The 20,523-nt window shown below is 28.4% G+C and carries 27 protein-coding genes and 1 riboswitch; all 27 genes read left to right on the top strand.

The genetic code is table 11. The features are described 5' to 3' along the window. Positions 1–8: 8 nt before the first annotated feature. The 27 genes from FYJ83_RS00125 to FYJ83_RS00255 all read left to right on the top strand — a co-directional run bounded on the left by FYJ83_RS00125 (position 9) and on the right by FYJ83_RS00255 (position 20,518). On the top strand, positions 9–1,061 hold the full coding sequence (locus FYJ83_RS00125) for a type IV pilus twitching motility protein PilT (protein ID WP_154437881.1): 1,053 nt from the start codon (positions 9–11) through the stop codon (positions 1,059–1,061). Positions 1,062–1,073: 12 nt separating this feature from the next. Then, complete coding sequence (locus FYJ83_RS00130; RefSeq protein ID WP_154437883.1) at positions 1,074–2,276, top strand: type II secretion system F family protein; 1,203 nt, start codon at positions 1,074–1,076, stop codon at positions 2,274–2,276. A 116-nt stretch (positions 2,277–2,392) separates the two neighbouring features. Beyond that, positions 2,393–2,482, top strand: a riboswitch (cyclic di-GMP riboswitch). A 136-nt stretch (positions 2,483–2,618) separates the two neighbouring features. Next, positions 2,619–3,029, top strand: coding sequence for a type II secretion system protein (locus tag FYJ83_RS20400; protein ID WP_154437885.1), 411 nt, complete (start codon positions 2,619–2,621; stop codon positions 3,027–3,029). A gap of 69 nt (positions 3,030–3,098) precedes the next feature. Continuing rightward, on the top strand, positions 3,099–3,857 hold the full coding sequence (locus FYJ83_RS00140; RefSeq protein WP_154437887.1) for a prepilin peptidase: 759 nt from the start codon (positions 3,099–3,101) through the stop codon (positions 3,855–3,857). A gap of 56 nt (positions 3,858–3,913) precedes the next feature. Beyond that, the gene (locus FYJ83_RS00145; RefSeq protein ID WP_154437889.1) at positions 3,914–5,197 is read left to right on the top strand and encodes a DUF7305 domain-containing protein; all 1,284 of its coding nucleotides are present in this window, start codon (positions 3,914–3,916) and stop codon (positions 5,195–5,197) included. A gap of 10 nt (positions 5,198–5,207) precedes the next feature. Further along, a complete protein-coding gene (locus FYJ83_RS00150; RefSeq protein ID WP_154437891.1) occupies positions 5,208–5,540 on the top strand; it encodes a PulJ/GspJ family protein in 333 nt (110 codons plus the stop codon). A gap of 10 nt (positions 5,541–5,550) precedes the next feature. Next, the gene (locus tag FYJ83_RS00155) at positions 5,551–6,087 is read left to right on the top strand and encodes a PilW family protein (protein ID WP_154437893.1); all 537 of its coding nucleotides are present in this window, start codon (positions 5,551–5,553) and stop codon (positions 6,085–6,087) included. Positions 6,088–6,123: 36 nt separating this feature from the next. Then, positions 6,124–7,188 (top strand): pilus assembly protein PilM, encoded by a 1,065-nt coding sequence (gene pilM / locus FYJ83_RS00160; protein WP_195837873.1) that lies wholly within the window; start codon positions 6,124–6,126, stop codon positions 7,186–7,188. 1 nt (position 7,189) lies between these two features. Next, entirely contained in the window at positions 7,190–7,771 is a 582-nt protein-coding gene (locus tag FYJ83_RS00165) for a PilN domain-containing protein (protein ID WP_195837874.1), read from the top strand. After that, positions 7,737–9,134 (top strand): LysM peptidoglycan-binding domain-containing protein, encoded by a 1,398-nt coding sequence (locus FYJ83_RS00170; RefSeq protein ID WP_154437899.1) that lies wholly within the window; start codon positions 7,737–7,739, stop codon positions 9,132–9,134. Before FYJ83_RS00165 ends, FYJ83_RS00170 begins: the two co-directional genes overlap by 35 nt. Before the next feature lie 12 nt (positions 9,135–9,146). Beyond that, positions 9,147–11,192 carry an S-layer homology domain-containing protein gene (locus FYJ83_RS00175; protein ID WP_154437901.1) on the top strand — a complete coding sequence of 682 codons (2,046 nt, stop codon included), beginning with the start codon at positions 9,147–9,149 and terminating at the stop codon, positions 11,190–11,192. Further along, positions 11,176–11,640, top strand: a complete 465-nt coding sequence (locus FYJ83_RS00180; RefSeq protein WP_154437903.1) for a prepilin-type N-terminal cleavage/methylation domain-containing protein — start codon at positions 11,176–11,178, stop codon at positions 11,638–11,640. Before FYJ83_RS00175 ends, FYJ83_RS00180 begins: the two co-directional genes overlap by 17 nt. Positions 11,641–11,653: 13 nt before the next feature. Next, positions 11,654–12,079: a type IV pilus modification PilV family protein gene (locus FYJ83_RS00185; protein WP_154437905.1), complete on the top strand. Its 426-nt coding sequence runs from the start codon at positions 11,654–11,656 to the stop codon at positions 12,077–12,079. Next, positions 12,045–12,617, top strand: coding sequence for a prepilin-type N-terminal cleavage/methylation domain-containing protein (locus tag FYJ83_RS00190; RefSeq protein ID WP_154437907.1), 573 nt, complete (start codon positions 12,045–12,047; stop codon positions 12,615–12,617). The genes FYJ83_RS00185 and FYJ83_RS00190 overlap by 35 nt, the downstream gene beginning before the upstream one ends. Positions 12,618–12,631: 14 nt before the next feature. Then, complete coding sequence (locus tag FYJ83_RS00195; RefSeq protein ID WP_154437909.1) at positions 12,632–13,660, top strand: hypothetical protein; 1,029 nt, start codon at positions 12,632–12,634, stop codon at positions 13,658–13,660. Positions 13,661–13,680: 20 nt separating this feature from the next. Further along, on the top strand, positions 13,681–13,947 hold the full coding sequence (locus FYJ83_RS00200; RefSeq protein ID WP_154437911.1) for a late competence development ComFB family protein: 267 nt from the start codon (positions 13,681–13,683) through the stop codon (positions 13,945–13,947). Between the two features lie 10 nt (positions 13,948–13,957). Continuing rightward, entirely contained in the window at positions 13,958–14,476 is a 519-nt protein-coding gene (locus FYJ83_RS00205; protein WP_154437913.1) for a shikimate kinase, read from the top strand. 51 nt (positions 14,477–14,527) lie between these two features. Then, complete coding sequence (aroQ, locus tag FYJ83_RS00210) at positions 14,528–14,959, top strand: type II 3-dehydroquinate dehydratase (protein ID WP_154437915.1); 432 nt, start codon at positions 14,528–14,530, stop codon at positions 14,957–14,959. 23 nt (positions 14,960–14,982) lie between these two features. After that, positions 14,983–15,540: an elongation factor P gene (gene efp / locus FYJ83_RS00215; protein ID WP_154437917.1), complete on the top strand. Its 558-nt coding sequence runs from the start codon at positions 14,983–14,985 to the stop codon at positions 15,538–15,540. Positions 15,541–15,579: 39 nt separating this feature from the next. Further along, complete coding sequence (locus FYJ83_RS00220) at positions 15,580–15,915, top strand: CD1247 N-terminal domain-containing protein (protein WP_154437918.1); 336 nt, start codon at positions 15,580–15,582, stop codon at positions 15,913–15,915. A gap of 106 nt (positions 15,916–16,021) precedes the next feature. Further along, on the top strand, positions 16,022–17,020 hold the full coding sequence (gene spoIIIAA, locus FYJ83_RS00225) for a stage III sporulation protein AA (RefSeq protein WP_326828270.1): 999 nt from the start codon (positions 16,022–16,024) through the stop codon (positions 17,018–17,020). Next, positions 17,007–17,531, top strand: coding sequence for a stage III sporulation protein AB (locus tag FYJ83_RS00230; RefSeq protein WP_154437920.1), 525 nt, complete (start codon positions 17,007–17,009; stop codon positions 17,529–17,531). Before spoIIIAA ends, FYJ83_RS00230 begins: the two co-directional genes overlap by 14 nt. A 12-nt stretch (positions 17,532–17,543) precedes the next feature. Next, positions 17,544–17,738: a stage III sporulation protein AC gene (gene spoIIIAC, locus FYJ83_RS00235; RefSeq protein ID WP_154437922.1), complete on the top strand. Its 195-nt coding sequence runs from the start codon at positions 17,544–17,546 to the stop codon at positions 17,736–17,738. Between the two features lie 14 nt (positions 17,739–17,752). Then, entirely contained in the window at positions 17,753–18,139 is a 387-nt protein-coding gene (spoIIIAD, locus tag FYJ83_RS00240) for a stage III sporulation protein AD (RefSeq protein ID WP_154437924.1), read from the top strand. Positions 18,140–18,151: 12 nt separating this feature from the next. Next, positions 18,152–19,309: a stage III sporulation protein AE gene (gene spoIIIAE, locus FYJ83_RS00245; protein WP_154437926.1), complete on the top strand. Its 1,158-nt coding sequence runs from the start codon at positions 18,152–18,154 to the stop codon at positions 19,307–19,309. An 8-nt stretch (positions 19,310–19,317) separates the two neighbouring features. Then, entirely contained in the window at positions 19,318–19,932 is a 615-nt protein-coding gene (gene spoIIIAF, locus FYJ83_RS00250; RefSeq protein WP_154437928.1) for a stage III sporulation protein AF, read from the top strand. Beyond that, complete coding sequence (locus FYJ83_RS00255) at positions 19,925–20,518, top strand: sporulation stage III protein AG (RefSeq protein WP_229768441.1); 594 nt, start codon at positions 19,925–19,927, stop codon at positions 20,516–20,518. The genes spoIIIAF and FYJ83_RS00255 overlap by 8 nt, the downstream gene beginning before the upstream one ends. Positions 20,519–20,523: the final 5 nt, after the last annotated feature.

Genomic DNA, 20,523 nt, shown 5'->3' on the forward strand with positions numbered 1-20,523 from the left:
ATAATAAAATGAACGTAGTAGAATTAGTAAATATAGCAACAGAAAAAAAAGCATCGGATATTCATATAACAGTTGGTACTCCACCTGTTTTAAGGATCAATGGAGAATTATTAGTCCTTGAAGGTGAAAAATTGATGCCACAAGATACCAAAGCCTTAGTTTATGAAACTTTAGATGAAAGGACAATAGAGGAATTAGAAGAAAATGGAGAAGTAGACACATCTTTTTCCAGTCCGGGAGTAGGACGATATAGAGTGAACGCATATAAGCAAAGAGGCTCTTATGGTATGGCACTTAGGATAATTCCTTTAGAGGTTCCTACCATTGACGAACTGGGACTTCCAGGTGTAGTCAAAGATTTAGCTAGACTTCCTCGTGGACTTATTTTAGTTACAGGACCTACAGGAAGTGGAAAGTCAACAACCTTAGCTTCTATGATAGATTTAATCAATAAAGAAAAAAAATGTCATATACTAACATTGGAAGACCCAATAGAATATCTTCATAAACACAATAAAAGTATAGTAAATCAGAGGGAAATAGGAATAGACTCTAACTCCTTTGCCAACAGCCTAAGAGCTGCACTTCGTCAAGACCCTGATGTTATACTAGTGGGAGAAATGAGAGATTTAGAGACTATATCCATAGCCATTACAGCAGCGGAAACAGGACATTTAGTATTGTCCACTTTACACACAATAGGTTCTGCTAAAACCATAGATAGGATAATAGATGTATTTCCTCCTCACCAGCAGCAACAAGTGAGGGTACAGTTTGCATCAGTAGTTCAAGCTATAATATCACAACAACTACTGCCTAAGGCAGACGGTAGTGGTAGAACAGCTGCTTTTGAAGTCATGGTAGCAACCTCTGCCATAAGAAACTTAATTAGAGAGGAAAAAATACATCAAATAGATACAGCAATCCAAACGGGAGCAAAATTTCAAATGCAAACCATGGATAATTCTTTATTAGATTTATATAAGAAAGGATTAATAACTAAGGAAATAGCTTTGATGCAGGCCATTAATCAAGATAATATTAAAAAATATATTATTTAGGATGTGGTATCTATGATATATAAATATAAAGCAGTATCTCAAGATACAGGACAAATCGTAGAAGGGTTTTTTGAAGGGGAAGAAGAATCTGATGTGTTGGCTATGATAAAAGGTAATAATTATGTGCCTATATTTATTGAAAAAGATATAGAATTAGATGGGAAAATAGATTTATTCTCTAAAAAAGTAAAAAAGAGAGATTTAGCAGTATTTTGCAGGCAGTTTTATACAATGTTAGATGCTGGAATAGGTATAATAAAATGTTTGGAAATATTGGAAAAACAATCTGAAAATAAAACCTTAGTAAAATCTTTAGGTGGAATTTATGAGGATGTGCAAAAAGGATTTACATTATCAGAAAGCATGAGAAAACATAAAAAAATATTTCCTCCACTCCTTATAAATATGGTTCAAGCAGGAGAAGTAAGTGGAAATTTAGATACTATAATGGAAAGAATGGCAGTTCATTTTGAAAAGGAAAATAAATTGGAACAAAAAATTAAATCAGCCATGATATATCCAATAATACTTAGTATAGTATCTATAGCAGTAGTTATATTTTTACTTGTGGCAGTAATGCCTACATTTATAGGAATGTTTGAAAGTAGTGGAGAGGTCTTGCCAGTACCTACACAGATACTATTGAATATAAGTAATTGGCTTACGGAGTTTTGGTATTTGTTCTTAGGAGTAGTAATTTTATCTATAACTGGATTTATGTTATATAAAGAAACTCCATCTGGAAAAACAACATTAGATAATATAAAGCTAAAGATACCAATAGTAAAGGATACTAATGTAAAAATAATAACATCTAGATTTACAAGAACATTGTCAACTCTTATGTCCAGTGGTATACCACTATTGGAGTCCATAGAAGTAGTAGGTAGAGTAGTGGGGAATAAAGTAGTAGAAAATAAATTGGAAAAATCCATAGAAGATATAAGAAAAGGAGTAACTTTGTCAAGAGCAGTAAATGAAATGAAACTATTTCCACCAATGGTAGATTCCATGATAAAAGTAGGTGAGGAATCTGGAGCCTTAGATGATATCTTATATAAGACAGCAGATTTCTATGATGATGAAGTAGAAGTAGCCTTACAAAGGATGACGACCTTAATGGAACCCATGATGTTAGTAATCATGGCTATAATAATAGGTTTTATAGTAATAGCTATGACGATGCCAATGTTTGACATGGTAAATACCATTTGATTCTAAATTAGGGGTATGATGTACTTATAAAGTAATAGAAGAATCTTATATTTCACCATAGAATGACATTATAAGAGAAAACAATAAAAAAATTAAATGAAATTAGCGAAATCTCTGTATTTCCAGGGCAAAGCTAGGGAAACCTAGTGACGCAAAGCCTGAGTCTAAAGTTATCAAGAGATAATAATGATCGTTCGGCTGCATAAATTAATAGTAATATTATTTATGCAGTTTTTTTGTATAAAAAGTTCATTATAATTATTAGTTGTGTCAAAGGTGGTGATTTAAAAAAGGAAGGGATCATATAAAATACTAAAATTTAAAATTAAGGGGGAAAAGAAAATGTTGCAATGGTTAAGTAGGAAAATGAAGAAAAGAAAAGGTTTTACTTTAGTGGAATTAGTAGTGGTTATTGCGATATTGGGGATTTTAGCAGGAATTGCTGTACCAAAATTAGGATCATCAAAAAATACTGCCAAGATAGCTGCTCATAATACTAATATTAGGATATTAAAAAGTACAGCAGCTATGTATTTAGCAGATTATCCTAATACAGAGAAGACAGAATTAACAGAGGAAGACTTAAAAGACTATCTTGATGGAGAAAAATTTCCAAAAGTTCCAAGTGGATTAAAAAATGATGAAGATAAGCCTATAGATGAAAAATATACAATTACAATAGATGAAAAAGGAAATATAATTATTGAACCAAAGGAAATTACACCAAAAGAAGAAACCAATTCAGGTGACTAATAAAGGTATATAATATACCTTGAGATTTATATAAGTTGAAGTAATATATCAACAAAAGGAGCAATAAAAATGGTTATACTAATTTTCCTATATGGATTATTAATAGGTTCATTTCTAAATGTGTGTATATACAGGATACCAAGAGAGGAGAATATTGCTTATCCAGCATCTCATTGTCCTAATTGCAATACAAACTTGAAATGGTACAATTTAATACCAATATTTAGTTTTATAGTTCAAAGGGGGAAATGTGGATACTGCAGGGAGGAAATCTCCTTTCAGTATCCTATAGTTGAACTATTAAATACTATTACATATTTATTTATCTATACAAAGTATGGTTTAACATTAGAATTTTTCTTTTATGCAGTTATTTTTTCTATACTTATTATAATTACCTTAATAGACTTAAAGGAAATGATTATTCCAGATATTTTAGTAATATTGATCTTAGTAATTACTATTGTCTATAAAATATTTTCATACATATTATATAATAAATCACCACAGTTTTTAAATAGTATAGGAGGCCTAGTTTTATCTTCTTTACTATTTAGCATAATTATTTTAGTTTCACAGGGTGGAATGGGTGGAGGAGATCTTACTTTAATTGGTTCACTAGGTTTTATCTTAGGAACCAAGAAAATATTTCTAACTATATTTCTATCCTTTATATTAGGAGCAATTATATCAGTTCTTTTATTAATTACTAAAATTAAGGGAAGAAAGGACCCTATTCCTTTTGGACCTTTTATTATATTGGGATTTTTTATAACAGTATTTTGGGGAGAAGGGTTGATAGGTTGGTATTGGAATTTATTTTTCTAATTAATCCAAAAGAGCAATAATTATATTTATAATCAAACCTAGGAGGTAAGATTATTTTGAGAAATAGAAAAGGTTCAACTATAGTAATGACATTAATTGTATTTACAGTATTGATGATATTTGGTATATCTATTTTAAATCTTATGGTAAATGAAAACAAAATGTCATTATATCACCAGTATAAAACTCAAGCATATTACATAGCTAGGGCCGGAGCAGAAGCCGTTGAGGCTGCAATATTGGAGATGGATGAGGAAGAACTTGAGAAATTAAATGAAAAGCTTGAAGATAATAATAAGGTAGATGTTGAAGAAATATTAATCGGAGAAGGTAAGGCTAAAGAAGAATTAATTAAAGAAGATAATGTTCTGACTATAAAATCCATAGGAGAGGTTAAAGGAGTAAAAAATATTTTAAGTAAAATAATGAAAGAAGAACTTCGAAAAGGTAAGACTAAGATAGATTATGCAATTTTTTCATCTGGCGATATAAAACTAGGCAATGGAACTATAGAGGGTAATATTGGTACAAATCATTCTGTGATTGTAGCAAATGGGAATCCAAATTTAAATGGGGATATTTATCTTACAGAGAAAGGTAATCTTTCAGCCCCCGATTGGTGGGAAAAGTCTTGGGTTAAAACCCATTACATTAAAAGTGGGAAGGAAATACATTATGAATCAATTAAGTTTCCGAGTTTTCCAATAAATAATTCAAATATTGATCTTATTCAGGGTGGAAGCAATCAAACCACAATATCTACAAGTAAAGATTATAATAAGTTTGAAGTAAATGCAAATACAAAAATATATATTGATAACACAAAAGAAGATATAATATTAAAAATTAAACAGTTTAATTTAAATAATGGTCATATAATTTTATTAGGAAATAATAAATTAACGATATATGTTGAAAATATGGTTATAGGTTCAGGTTCCACCATCAACTATGAAGGTAATCAGAAAAATACAAATGTGTTTTATTATGGAGCCTCTAGATTGATAATTAGTGGGAATCAGAAGCTTTTCGCTAATTTATATATTAATAATTCCGAGTTGGAATTAGGTGGCAGTGGAAGTATAGTTGGAAATGTATATTCTAATGGAGGTAATATTTTTTTATCTGGTAATTCTGACATAACTAAGGGATTAATATACGCTCCTAAGACTGATATTAACTTTACTGGTAGCGGAAAGGCATATGGTGCTGTTATTGGAAAGACTGTAAATATATCTGGTGGGGGGAAAGTAGTATATGATCCAAATTATGTAGATAATTCAATAATAGGAGGAGAATCTACTGAAAAAATACTTTTTAAACCAAGCCACTACAAATAAAGGCGATTATATGAAAAATAACAAAGGACTAACATTAATAGAAATAGTAATCACAATAGCCATAACTTCAATAATGGCTATTGCTGTATTAACTATGTTCAATATTAGTATTACAAATATATCTGAATCGGGGAATAAAACAGAAAGGGTTTTAAGAATTAAGGAAGAAGTAGATGAAGAAATAATAAATAATAAAGAAAAAACAACAAATACAGATAAAGTTAAAGTTACTATAGATGGTATTATTAAAGATAGAGAGGTAGATGGCAAGATAATAGAAATTAAAGATTCGGACATTAAAATAACGACCTTTGTTCCAAATAAACCTAAGTCGACAAAATAGAGGTGTTATAATGAAAAATATTAAATTTGACAATAAAGGACTTACGTTAATAGAATTAATTGTCACAATAGCGATTATGGGTATTGCTTTACAGATGATTTATTCCCTATTTTTTGTGGGAAATAAATCATTTAACTTTGGAAAAAACAAGGGATTTGCACAGCAAAATGCAAGGACAGTATCAGAATTACTTATAAATGAGCTTAGAACTGCAAAGGATATAAGGTTTAATGAAGGAACAATAAAAGAAGAACATTTTTCATTGGAAGTAGATAATGAAAATTTAATAAAAAAGACTTATGATAGTATTGGAACAGAAGATGTAGAAAAAAGAAAAACCTTATTTACAGATTTTTTAGAAAGTATAGAATTTAATTCCCAAGACACAAATGGAAATGGTATAATAAATATAACTATTAAGGTAGTGGAAGAAGGAAATAAAGTTAATGAAATATATAGTGTGAATTTCAATATTCTCTTAGAGAATATATTAAATTATAAAGAAAATAATATTCAAAATAAAATTTACTACTCAAAATACAATTAAAAATCTTTCCATTAAGGAACTAAGGAGGTAATGCCATTGAAGTTACCATCAATAAGTAGAAAAACTCTATCTATGGACTTTGGTTCTAAAGAAATCAAAGTTATAGAAGGGAAATATACAAAAGATAACGTACAAATATTAAAAGCTTTCACAATATCAGTAGAACCTCATTTTTATCTAAATGGAGAAATATTAAATAAAGATGTATTGGCCACAAGCATAAAAAATAAATTAAAGGAAAATAAAATATCTACTACTATTACATATGGTATTATCAATAGTTCGAAAGTAATTACTAGGGAAATAATCATCCCAAAGGTTTCTCTTAAGGAGCTTAAATCTGTTGTTAGTTATCAGGTAGCTGATTATCTTCCGATTAATATAGATGATTATGTGGTTAAATATTTAAATCTAGGAAATATACATGAAGGAGATATGGAAAAGATAAAGATTCTTTTACTAGCTATACCAAACAATATTGTTCTAAGTCATTTAGAGCTATTGAAAGATTCTGGTCTTAAGCCAGAAATTCTAGACTATCAAGGTAATGCCATAGCAAAATTATTAAACTATAATGACTTAGTAAATAGTGACTATAACACTAGGGATTTAGTAATAGCTTCAGTAGATATAGGATATAGTAACTCTAAACTTACCATAATAAAAAATGGGAAAATAGAAGTAACTAGGGTTATTGATACTGGAGGTAAAGCAATGTATGACAATATATTTTCATTTTTTGATTACTCCATAGAAGATGTAGAAGAGAAATTAGTTGAGATAAAAAGTTTAAATAATTTTCAAGATGAGTTTTCAGATAATTATAGATTATCAAACATTGTAAGGACAAGCTTGATTGACCTTTGTGAAAAAATAGAAGTAGTATTTAGATATTATAATACTAGAGAAACAGGAAATATGATAAATTATATTTTACTTCAAGGGGGATTTTCAAACATTAAGGAGATAGACAATTTGTTTTCCACCTACTTTAATATTCCAACTATGCAGTTATCCACTTTAGATAAGATTAATTGGAGTGAAAATTTATCTAAATATGCCAATGCCATTGGTGGATTAATTAGGATTGATGAGGTGTAAGATGAGAGACTTAAACTTTTTTGAAAGTTATATAGAAAAAAGAGAATTCAAACTAGATAAAAAGCTAATATATTTTTCTTTATTAAGCCTTTTTTTCTTTTCTTTAATAGTATATACAGTTTATTATTCAATAATGATTAGCAAAGAAACTAAAATAGTAAATACTCTTAAACTTACTGTAGAAGACCCTAATATTTTAAAAAAAGTAGAGGAAATCAAGGAAAAAGAAATAGAAGTAAATGAATTTAAAATGTCAGTTGATAAAATTAAAGTATTAGATAAAATCATTCAAGAAAGAGATAAAATTGATGAAGTCCTTTTAAATAAGATCAATGATAATATACCAGAGGATTTGTTTCTTACTTCCCTTAGTATTCAAAATGGAGAAATTTATATAGTTGGTATATCCAGAGATAAATGGTCTATAGCAGAGTTTCAAAAAGGATTGGAATCTCTAGATGATTATGAAGAGATATTTGTATCTAATATTTCATTGCAAAATGATTATTATAATTTTAGTCTGAACATTACATTAGGGAGTGTTGATAATGGAGAAATTGGGGAAGAAGAAACTGAAAACTAGAGAACTAACTAAGAATGAAAAATTTCTTTTAAGTATTTTAGTCACTATTTTAGTAGTTTGGGGAAGTTACAGATTTGTTATTACACCACTGGACCATAAGTTATCAAGCCTTAATGCACAAAGAATAAGATATGAAGAAAAAATTGATGAAATAAACACTATTCTAAGAAATGAAGAGACTATTAACAATAATTGGGATATTTTACATAAAGAAAAAGAAAATATTATATCTAAATACTTTCCAAAATTAGACCAAGCTCAGATAATTTACTTATTAAATGATTTAGTGGAGAAAGAAACTGTATCTGTTGTAGATATGAATTTCAATAGACCAAATTATGAAGATATTGGAGAATTTCAAGTGAAAAATATGGATATATCTATTCCATATAAAGGTACTTATGATGGAATTGTAGATGTTATAAGAGCATTGAAAACCAGCCCTAGAAAAATATTATTAGACAGTGTAACTATGGATAGAGATAATGAGGGCAAACTAAACGGAAATATGTCTTTAAAGGTATATAGTTTAGATGGAATAACTAATACAGATAATGATGTGGTATATATAGATACTGAAAAATTGGAACAAAAGATTACTCCTTTTTCACCTTACAAAGATTATACTGATAGTATTATAGAAGTTGATACTCCATTAGAGGAGATAGTAGAAATAAAAGAAGTCAATCATTATATTGAAGAAACTCTATTGGATTTTGAAAATAGAAATATGTTTTTCTTACCTTCTCAAGAGTTGGTTAAAGGAAATGTAGAACAATCTACAAAATCAAAGTCTAAAAAATATTCCCTAAGATTTGAATATAATATTGTGGCAGTAGAAGAAGAAAATCGTGGATATATAGATCTTACTAGAAATAATATAAATATTAAATATCCACCACAGACCATAGGGTTATGGGTTTATTCTTATGATTATTCTCCTGCCACTGTTGGGTTAGCTTTTAGAGGACAAATGGGAGAGGAGATATTAGTTTCTATTACTGAAGGAATCAGTTGGACTGGATGGAAGTATATAGAAACTAATCCACCAGAAGATTTAAGTTTATATCCATTAAAATTAGAAAGTCTATATCTGGAAATACCTAAAAATAGGGAAGATTATGGCGTGATTTTAATAGATAAGTTACAGGCTGTATATGAAAGAAATCTTGATGAAAATGGCAAAGATGTAAGTGTTGGTGATTATATATTCCATGTGGTAAAAGAAGGAGATACTCCAGAGAAAATAAGCCAATTATATTATGGAACTAGTAACTATAAAAGTGAAATATTAAAATTAAATGAATTAAAATCAACTGATACATTACCCACTGGAAAAGTTCTGGTACTAAAAAAGAGATAAGAAGGTGAAACCATGAGAAAATATAGTCTAATAATCTATACATTAGTATTTGTCATATTATTTAGTTCTATAAATGTATTTGCGGATACTAATTCTGAAGATATTAAAAAAGCATTTGAAGAAGGTTTTAAAATAGGAGAGAAAATTGGCAAAAACCAAGCACTAAAAAATAATATAGATAATAAATTTCCTTTCTATAATGAGATTAAACCTACTAGATATGATGTAAAGGTAGAAAATAATGATTATTTAAAAGGTAAGGAAGAAGAATTTATAGATAGTTTCATAAATGGCTATTTAGAAGGACATGAGAAAGGTTATAAAGAAAACATAAAATCAAATGATGATGGAACTACAATAATTTATGGTTCGGAAGACTTTGGTACTATAATGGGTAGAATAGATGGGTATATTGCATACAAATCAGGAAGCAGGAATAATTGGGAAAGATATATTCCTAGTGATAGGGAATTAATTAATATGTTTGAGCTTAATAGGGAATCTAGAGAACATAGAAATTGTTTTATAGATGACTTTAAAAAATCTTATAGAATATCCTTTGAAGCTGCATTCCAAGTGGCTAAATTGGGAGAAAGAGATTATTCATATGAGGAGGGGCTAAAAGATGGAGATGAATATGCTAGAAATTTAGCTGATTTAAATGCTAGAAAAGATTATTTACTAGGTCTTAGGAATGATTATAAAAGAAATATGCCTTCCAATAAAGAAATAATTACTATGTTTAATCTAAATAAAGAATCCGGTGAATATAGAGATGCTTTTTTAGCAGGATTTGAATTTGGTAGAAGTACATCTGGAGGTAAAACTGAAGGTGGATATATACTTTATTATAACGATGCCTATAGAAAAGCCAATAGAGAAACTACAGAAACACCTGATTTAAATGGTGAAGAAGGCGGAAGAACCATAGGTAAAATGAAGGGCGAATATGCAGCAATTATGGATATTACCATGGATAAGACCAATTTATGGAGTAGTCATAAGGTAAATGATGAAATTATTATAAATGAATATGGACTTCAGTTTCAATCTGAAAATTATAGATTGGCTTTTATAATTGGATATTGGAATGAATTTATGAAATCTTATAATGAGACGTACAAGAAACTTCAACAGGATAGAAATAGAGTGAAAACCCATACTGAAAAGATTTCAATTGATGGCAAGGATAATATTGGTATACCAGATGATGATAAATTTTTAGTAGATATTGAGGCTGGAACTTATTATAATGATGCTATTGTAACCATAGATAGTATACCGATCACCTATGTAAATCCTAATTCTACAAGACATACACAAGCTTCAGGAGTCTATGGATTAAAGGTTATGAATCTAGCAAACACATTTGATAGAAATAAAAGGATTACCATTAAATTTAAGTCCTATGGTAATGATATTAAATATGGTATATACAAATATCATTATAATAAATGGATTTACATACCATCAAAACAAGAAGGAGATTACTTAGTTGCAGATATAAACTTAAATAATATAGACTTAACTGGAAATATTTATTCTGTAAGAGTTGATAATGAACTGCCAATATTTCATGAATCTAGAGGACATTGGGCTAGAGATGAAATCAATACTTATGTTAAGAGAGAAATCATATATGGATACCCTGATAAATCTTTTAAGCCAGATAAGGAAATTTCAAGAGGAGAGTTTGTGACGATGCTAAGTAGATTATATGATTGGTATCCCCCATATGACTCTACAAATATTATTAAGTTTAAGGACTATAAAGAATTTGGCTATGCAGAAAAGGCTATATCCTATGCAACTTACTATAAAATAGTAAATGGATATATTGATAATACTTTTAAGCCACATGATTCAATTACTTATAAAGAGGTTGAGATTATAATGTCGAGGGTATTAAAAAATAAAGATTTCAAATGGGATTATTTTGCTAATAAAATGATATATGAGAAAAAGGTTCGCTCAAGGAGTAAAGATAGTATGAATAATAAAATAACTAGAGCAGAATTCACATTCTTGCTGTATCAATTAAATGAGTGGCAATATTAATAATAAAGAATATAGTAGCAAATATGGATATACTCTAGTGGAATTACTAGTTGTACTAGCTATATTTGCCGTTGTTTTATCCATAGGAATACCTAGCATAAGGATTATATTTAATACAAATGAGAAAAAAGAACTTATGGAGTTTAAAAGGGATATTATATATGCTAGGAATAGTGCAATTGTAGAGAATTGTAACTACACTTTACTCCTAAATATTGAAAAGAATAGTTACATAATAAAACAAGAAAATAAAACCATAAAAAATATTGAATTTTCCAAGGGCATAGTATTAAAGTCAAGTAACTTTGGTACTTCTATTTATTTCACACCCACTGGAGCTCCAAGCAAAGCTGGAACTATCTCGCTTTTAAATAGAAAAAAACAAAAAATTGATATTACCATTAATGTAGCTACTGGAAAAGTAAATCTTTATATTAATAGTAAATAAAAGGAGAAGCATTATGAAAAGAAAGGGTTTTACCTTAGTAGAAGTCATAATGGGATTGTTTTTATTGGGTTTAATTTTTGCAACTATTTTGCCTATAATGAGTACTTCTTTTCTTAGATTAAATAATCAAAAAATGAGAATAGAAATGATCCATTTGGGAGAAATGGTTGTGGAAAGGATAAAAGCCTTTAAAGAGGAATGTTCTGAATCTATAACTATATATGATGTAAATGTGGAGGATTTAATAGAAGAATTTAAAAAAGACAAAATCGTAGAAATAATTTTACCAGAAGATAAAAGTAGTGAAAGATATTCTTTAAAGATAATTAAAGATGAAAAATTCAATAATTTATGGCTTTTATCGGTTTATGTATATCATAATAAAGAGGGAGAGATTTTAGATTATGTTGAATTTAAGGGATATATACCGAAAAAGTGATGGATTTACTTTAATAGAAGTAATTTTAGTTTTATTTATTTCGTCTATAATTATAATTCCTATTTTTAGTATTCTAGGTTTTTCTATTAAATCCTGTGCAAAAGGTGATGAAAAAGATCAAGTAATGATGAATGGCAGATATGCTATTGAATATATTAAAAATGATATAAAGTCTGCAGATAAAATTGTTTCCGTTGATAAAATAGAAGGACTAGACAAAAAATTCCCTAATAATATAGGATTTGTTATTTTAAAAATCAATGAGGAGAGTATTTCTGATAAGTATACATATATATTATACTACAAAAAAAATAGTAGTATAATCAGGATAGCCTATAATTTAGTAAATGAAAAGTATCCTACGGCAAGTTTCAATTACGGAAGTAATGAACTTTGTGAGTTTGCAGACTGTATAAATAATACTAAAATTGATATAGAAAATTCTATAATTTACTTAGAGTTGGATTTCAAGCATAATAGTGGAGAAAGACTAAGGCTAAAATCTGATATTTATATTAGATGTCCTATAGAATATTAATAGTAGGAGGATATATGAAAAATAGAAGGGGTTTTATATCTGTTATTGCTTTAATTGTAATGTCTGTACTTATGACAGTGATATTATACTTTGAAAGTACTACAAGATACGAACATCTTATTCTAAATTCAACTAAAAATAATATTCAATCCTATTATCTGGCAGAAGGAAAAATACTTATGGTCCTTAATGAAAATAGATATTATAAAAATCAGTTATTACCCATGATAAATGAATACTTTAGAAGTTTTCCTATTGTAAAATATCCAACTCATATTAAAATCTCCAAAGAAGATTTGATTCTTGGAGATACTAAAGACATTGTCAAAGTACGTATAGTAGACAAGGATAATAAAAAACAACTTAAACTCATTGCAGAAAGTGATTTTAATGGACTTAAAGTCACTGTAACTTCGTACTTAAATATGGTAAATCATCTATTTGATTTAGAGATACCTGTTTTAGATAGAAAATTAATAGATGATATTTATGAAAAGCAGTTAGAGGATTTATTGCTAAATATAGAAAAAAATATTGTTATAAGTAATGGAGATATTCCAAATACACTGTACCAAATGAATTCATCAATTTTTAGTGATATTGTTTTGGAAAAGAGTGGCAATAATTTTCAAATATCCTCTTTCAGAAAGAATATGACAGAGCCATATATTGAAAGATTTACGAATAAAAATGTAATAATTATATTAAAACATACAGGGGAAGATCCTATAAATTTTTTTATTCAAAATAGTGATGAAAATAAAGATACTATAAATCTTTCAGGAGTTATATATGTTGAAGGAAATATACTTATATCTAGTGATTTTGAGTTTAAAGGAATAATTATAATAAAAAATGGAGAAATAAACATAGATCCCATTATAAAACCTAAAATAAAGGGAATAATGATAACTGATAACTTGGTTAATTATAATTTTATAGAAAAAGCCGATATAGTTTATAATAGGGAGAATATTTATAAATATGGTACTTATATACCTAGATTTTTAGACTTAAATATGACTATAATAAAGAGTAATTAGCTAAGGGGGTAATAATAAAAATGGAACTTTATAATTTAATGGAAGATGAAGTAATTAAGGTTATAGAAAGTATGAAAAATGATATACCTGATATATGTTATTGTGATAAATGCAAATTGGATATGGCTGCCATTGCGTTAAATAACCTAAGTCCAAAATATGTTGTTACAGATACGGGATATGTATATGCTAAAGCAAATAATTTTAATACTCAATTTAACACAGATATATTAACAGCCATAACAAAAGCTATTGGGATTGTAGGTAAAAATCCTAGACATAAATAAGGTGATAACTTTGAAAAATATTATATTAATTGGTATGAGTGGTACGGGAAAGACAACTGTTGGAAAGAACTTATCTTCAAAATTGGGAATGGAGTTCTTAGATACTGATATTTTTATTGAGCAAATGGAAAAAAATAAAATAGAAGATATTTTTTCTTTATATGGAGAAGCATATTTTAGAAGATTAGAATCTTGTGCCATAGATAAATTATATGAAAAAGAAAATATAATAATATCTACAGGTGGTGGTATGATACTAAGTGATAAATTTATTAAATTAAAAGAAAAAGGAATAGCAATACTTTTGGAATCTTCAATAGATAATATAGTAAATAATATTAAAAACTCCACTACTGTTAGGCCATTGTTAAATAATCAAGAAAATCTTTATGAAAGAATAAATACATTATATAACAACAGAAAAAAAACATATAAATTTCTTGCAGATTTCACAATTTTTGTAGATAATAAGTCAATAGATTTAATTGTCTATGAAATATTGGAGAAATGTGTTAAAATTAATTCTTGAGGTAAATAATAGAGGCTGATATAATAAGATTGAAAGTAGAGGAGAATTCTCATGAAAGTACTTATTATTCATGGTCCAAATTTGAATCTTTTAGGGAAAAGAGACAGTTCTATATATGGGGAAAAAACTTTGGAAGAAATTAATAATCTCATTAAATCTAGAGCTTCCCAGTTAGATATGGAAGTTGAAATATTTCAATCGAACCATGAAGGACAGATTGTAGATAAAATTCAGGATATTGTAAGTAAGGACTATAAAGGACTTATTATTAATCCAGCTGCCTTTACACATTATAGTATAGCTATTAGAGATGCCATAGAAATCTTAGATGTACCCGTTATAGAAGTCCATCTATCTAATATTTATAAAAGGGAAAATTTTAGAAAAGAATCTGTTATTGTACCTGTATGTACAGGACAAATTTCAGGTTTAGGATATAACGGTTATTTAGTAGCTATAGATGCTTTAAAAATTATTGAGTAAGTAGATTATAGGAGGGTAAGAATATGATATCAGCAGGTGATTTTAGAAAAGGCATCACATTTGAAATGGATGGAGATGTTTTTCAAGTAATTGATTTTCAACACGTTAAACCTGGAAAAGGAGCAGCTTTTGTTAGAACAAAGATTAAATCTGTAATGTCTGGTGGAACTAAAGAAGTTACATTTAACCCAACTGAAAAGTTCCCTAAGGCTCAAATTGAAACTAAGGAAATGCAATACTTATATAATGATGGTGAATTATTTTACTTTATGGATACTGACACCTATGAACAACTTCCATTAGATAAGGAAGCTGTAGAGGATGCAATAGTATATTTAAAAGAAAATGACAATGCTACAATTAGATTTTTCCATGGTAAAGCTTTTGAAGTATTACCGCCAAACTTTGTTGAACTAGAAGTAACTGCTACTGAACCAGGAGTAAAAGGTGATACTGCTTCAGGTGCAACTAAACCAGCTACAGTTGAGACTGGGGCAATTATTCAAGTGCCTTTATTTGTCAATGTTGGTGATATACTAAAGATAGATACAAGAACTGGTGATTATTTATCAAGAAAATAGGTAATAATGTTTTAAAATATAAATTATGGAGGGATAAAAATGGATTATTTAATTCAAAAAGTATCTTACTTAAGAGGTTTAGCTGATGGTTTAGGTATTGATGAAAGCTCTAAAGAAGGAAAACTACTTCTTCATATAGTAGATATACTAGAAGAGTTTGCAGACGTACTAGATGAAACAATCGAAAACCAAGAAGATTTAGAAGAATATGTAACATTCATAGATGAAGACTTAGCAGATGTTGAAGATGATATCTATGGAGAAGATGATGAAGATGATGACTATTATTATGACGATGAAGAATTTGACTTTGATGATTTTTGTGACGATGATGACTGTTGTTGTCATTGTGAAGAAGATTTTGAAGAAGAATAATAAAATTAAAAAAGCTCTAAGGCTGAAAAAAGCCTTAGAGCTTTTTTTTATTTTTGTCATATATAGTTTGTACAATCATAGAATTTATATAAGGGAGGGACAGGTTGTGCTAAATAATATAAATTTATATGATTCTGTAATTGAAAATTTATGTGATGAATTAAATAAAATATTGATAAAAATACCTCATAACCATAAATTAAAAACTGAAGAAATAAGATTAAGAAATGGCAGACCTTTAAGCATTTCATATGGAGGAAAAGATTATTTTGTAAACATAAATGGGAATCTAAGTTCTAATCCATCTAATGCCGTAATAGTCAATGAAAGGCATATTATGGATACCTTTCAGCTAATAAGCAACTACTCTGTATATGCCTATACAGAAGAAATAAGAAACGGTTATATAACCATTAGAGGAGGTCATAGGGTAGGGATCGGAGGGAAGGTTATTTATGGATTAAATGGAGTTGAAAATATAAGAAACATTTCATCTCTAAATATAAGAATAGGCAGAGAGGTTCTAGGAGTTTCAAATAATATTCTTTCATATATAATCAAAAACACTAATGGTTTTTATAATACCTTAATTATATCTCCTCCTCAATGCGGTAAGACAACCTTACTTAGAGATATAGTTAGAAATTTAAGTAATGGAACTGAAGGGAATTTTAAAGGCTTTAAAGTAAGTCTTGTAGACGAAAGATCAGAGTTAGCAGGAATGTATAATGGCATGGCTCAAAAAGATGTGGGAATGAGAACAGATATATTAGATGGATGTTTAAAGTCAGATGGAATTATAATGGCCATCAGAGCCTTATCTCCAGATATAATAGCTGTTGATGAAATTGGTGGAAAAAAAGATGCAGAAGCAATTCATGAGGCTCTAAGGGCAGGAATAAAACTTATGGCAACTGTTCATGGAAGTAGTTTAGAAGAAGTAAGAAACAAATCTAGTATAAGGGAATTATTTACAGAAAATATATTTGAACGATTTATTATACTAGATAGGTCTGATGGAGTTGGAACTATAAAGGAAATAGTAGATGGATATAGCTATAAGCCTATTTTTTTTAGAAAGAGTGATTTAAATGGGAGTTCTTAAATCAATATTATTATTGTTAATTTTTTTGACTTGCAGTATTATAGGCTATCTTTATGGAAAGAGCTTCTCATTAAGGCTGGAAAACCTAATAATTCTGGAGCAATGTATTAAGATTTTAGAAACTGAGGTGGTATATGGATTGACCCCTCTTCCAGAGGCGCTGTCCAATGTTCATAAAAAGGGAAAAGTTAAAGTATCTTATATATTTTCGGAAATTAAAAACGATTTAATTCAAAACAAGAGAGGAGGCGTATACGATAGTTTTTTATCTGTTGAAGACAAATTATATAACAATCTTAATTTTAAGAAAGAAGATGTAGAAACTTTTTTATCATTAGGCAGGGTTTTAGGTACATCCGATAGGACAGATCAACAGAAAAATTTTATATTAGTATCAAATCAAATAGCCACTCAAATATTTGAGGCAAGAGAAGAAAAAAATAAGAATGAAAAGTTATATAGAAATTTAGGAGTCATAACTGGTACAGCAATAATAATTTTACTGATATAGAGGAGGATAATCATGGATGTGGATTTAATCTTTAAAATAGCAGGATTGGGAATTCTAGTAGCAATAATACATACTTTACTTGATAAGTTTGGTAAAGAAGAATATGCATATATTGTAACTTTAGTAGGATTGGTATTTGCTTTTGGCATGGTAGTTAATTTAGTAAGTAAACTTTTCGACAATCTAAAAATATTGTTTAGATTATAGTGAGGAGAATCGTTATGGATATTTTCAAAGTAGTTGGTATTGGTATAATAGCTACCATTGCAATAGTAATACTTAAAAATGTAAAATCGGAATTTGCCTTATATATAAGTTTAATTACTGGTGTTATTATATTTACCATGATTTTAGGTGAATTGTCCTATGTAATAGAGACCTTAAATACTTTAGCTAGAAGAGTAAATATAGAATTTGCATATTTTTCTACAATTCTCAGAATAATTGGAATGGCTTATATAGTAGAATTTGGAGCACAACTATCTAGAGATGCAGGAGAAGAAGGTATAGCTATGAAGATAGAATTAGGTGGTAAAGTCATGATTATGGTTCTAGCGATACCCATTCTTCTTGCACTTATGGAATTGATTATAAAAATACTTCCTTAAAAGGTGAAACTTATGAAAAAAATTTATATTTTATTTATTTTATGTATGTTGATGTTTGGAAGCAATGTATATGCAGAAGAGTTAGATTTATTTATTATAGACGAACAAATAGACGCTTTAAATATTGGAGAACTAGAAAAAATAGTAGAAGATACCATAAAAGAAAATGAAATACTACCTCAATTTAATGTAAGAGAATTTTTAATAAATCTCGTAAAAGGAAATGTATCTTTAAGTCTTAAGGATATAGGAAAAGGGCTTTATCAAATATTCTTTAAAGAAATAAGAACATCTTTGATATTATTGGCTAAAATTTTAGTGATTACACTTATTTCTTCAATACTTACAAATCTCCAATCTACTTTTGAAAATACTTCTGTTTCTGAGTTGGCTAACTATATATCCTATGTTCTAATAGCGATTTTAGTAATTAGTAGTTTCAATCAAGTTATGGACTTAGCAAAGGGTACTATTGATAAGATGGTTGGATTTATGCAAGCTATTCTTCCAGTTTTACTTACATTACTTACAGCGGCTTCTGGACCTAATACCAAGATTTTATTTCATCCTATGATAATAATGACAGTAAATCTTATCGGTATTTTGATAAAAACTATAATTTTACCTTTAATATTTTTTTCGTTTATTATAAGTATTATAAGCAATATATCTAGCAGAGCAGAGTTTAGTAAATTATCTGAATTAGGTAGACAAGTAATAACTTTAATAATAACTGGTGCCTTAACTTTGTTCATAGGAATCATTACTATATATGGATTAGGTACCAAAATAGATGGAATAACCATAAGGACAGCTAAGTTTGCTATAGATAAATTTATTCCCATAGTGGGAGGATTTCTATCAGATGCTGTTGATGCAGTGGTAGGATGTTCTGCTATTCTTAAAAATGGACTTGGATTTATTGGACTTTTAGTCCTATTGTTTATATGTATACTACCTGTAATTAAGATTATAGTGCTTTTGTTTACCTATAAAATAATTACAGTTGTTATTCAGCCTATTGGTTCACCAAACTTAGTTGAGTTTTTTAATCAAGTTGGAAAATCACTGTTGCTTATTTTAGTTAGTTTAATTTCAACAGGAACAATGTTTTTTATTACTATAACTATTATTGTGGAAGCAGGTAATAGTTTACTAATGTTAAGGTAGGTGAAAGGATGAATATAATAACTTTTTTATCCTCTTGGCTAAAGGATATTGTAATACTTTTTATACTTATATCTATTGCAGAACTTGCAATGCCTAATGGAAATATGAAAAAGTATATCAATATGGTAATCGGTTTACTTATTATATTTACCATAGTAAGTCCTTTTGCAAAACTAATTAAAATGGATTTTAATTTAGATAAGGCGGTATTTAATTATTCACGGTCAAGTAACTCAAATGGAGAACCTAAAAATAATTTCTATGCTGAACAGGAAAAGCAAATAGAAAAAGTTTATAAAGAAAAAATATGTAGAGAAGTTACAGCACTAATTGAGGATAATACAGACCATAAAGTCCTAGATATTAAAGTTGATATACTGAATACAGAAGAACATTATGGGGAAATAGACAATTTAAATATTATTCTAGGAAATAAAGAAAACTCATCTAAGGATAAGATTTCCATAGATAATATAGTTCCTGTTGAGATAAATAAAAATCAAAACCATAAAAAGACATCAGAAGATGATTTTGAAAGTTTAAAAGAATTAATAGGAAACAGTTATTCAGTTAATAAGGACAAGATAAACATAAAAAATAATGAAAAGAGGAAGGATGAGTAGGATGAAAGAAATTCTCAATAAGATCAAGGAATATCTAGAAAAAAATAATAATAAAAAATTTATTAATAATTTATTCATAATATTACTGGTATCTGTCATATTTTTAATTGTAACCAATAATTTTTTAAGACCTAAAGAAGAAGGTATTGAAAATCCAAAAGAAAATACTAAGGAGGTATATAAATATGAATCTGAAGAAGATTATAGCAGTTATTTAGAAAAAAAATTAACTAATATTCTTACCAAATTAAATGGAGTAGGCAAAGTAAGTGTTATGGTAACTTTGGAGAACAGTATTGAAAAGGTCGCCGCTTCAAATACAACAAAGACTACAGAAGAAACCATAGAGAATGATTCAGAAGGAGGGACAAGGGAAATACACAGGGAAGATATAACCACTCAAGTAATGACTAGAGGCAGTGATGGATCGTTATTAGTAGTAAAAGAAATAAAACCTACTGTACAAGGAGTTATTGTAGTTGCAGAGGGGGCAGATGATCCTATATTAAAAGAGATGCTCTATGAGGCTGTAAAGACTGTCTTAGGCATAAAGGGAAATAAAGTTCAAGTATACTCAAGTAAATAAGGGGG

It is taken from the genome of Tissierella pigra (assembly GCF_009695605.1).
Taxonomy (GTDB): domain Bacteria; phylum Bacillota; class Clostridia; order Tissierellales; family Tissierellaceae; genus Tissierella; species Tissierella pigra.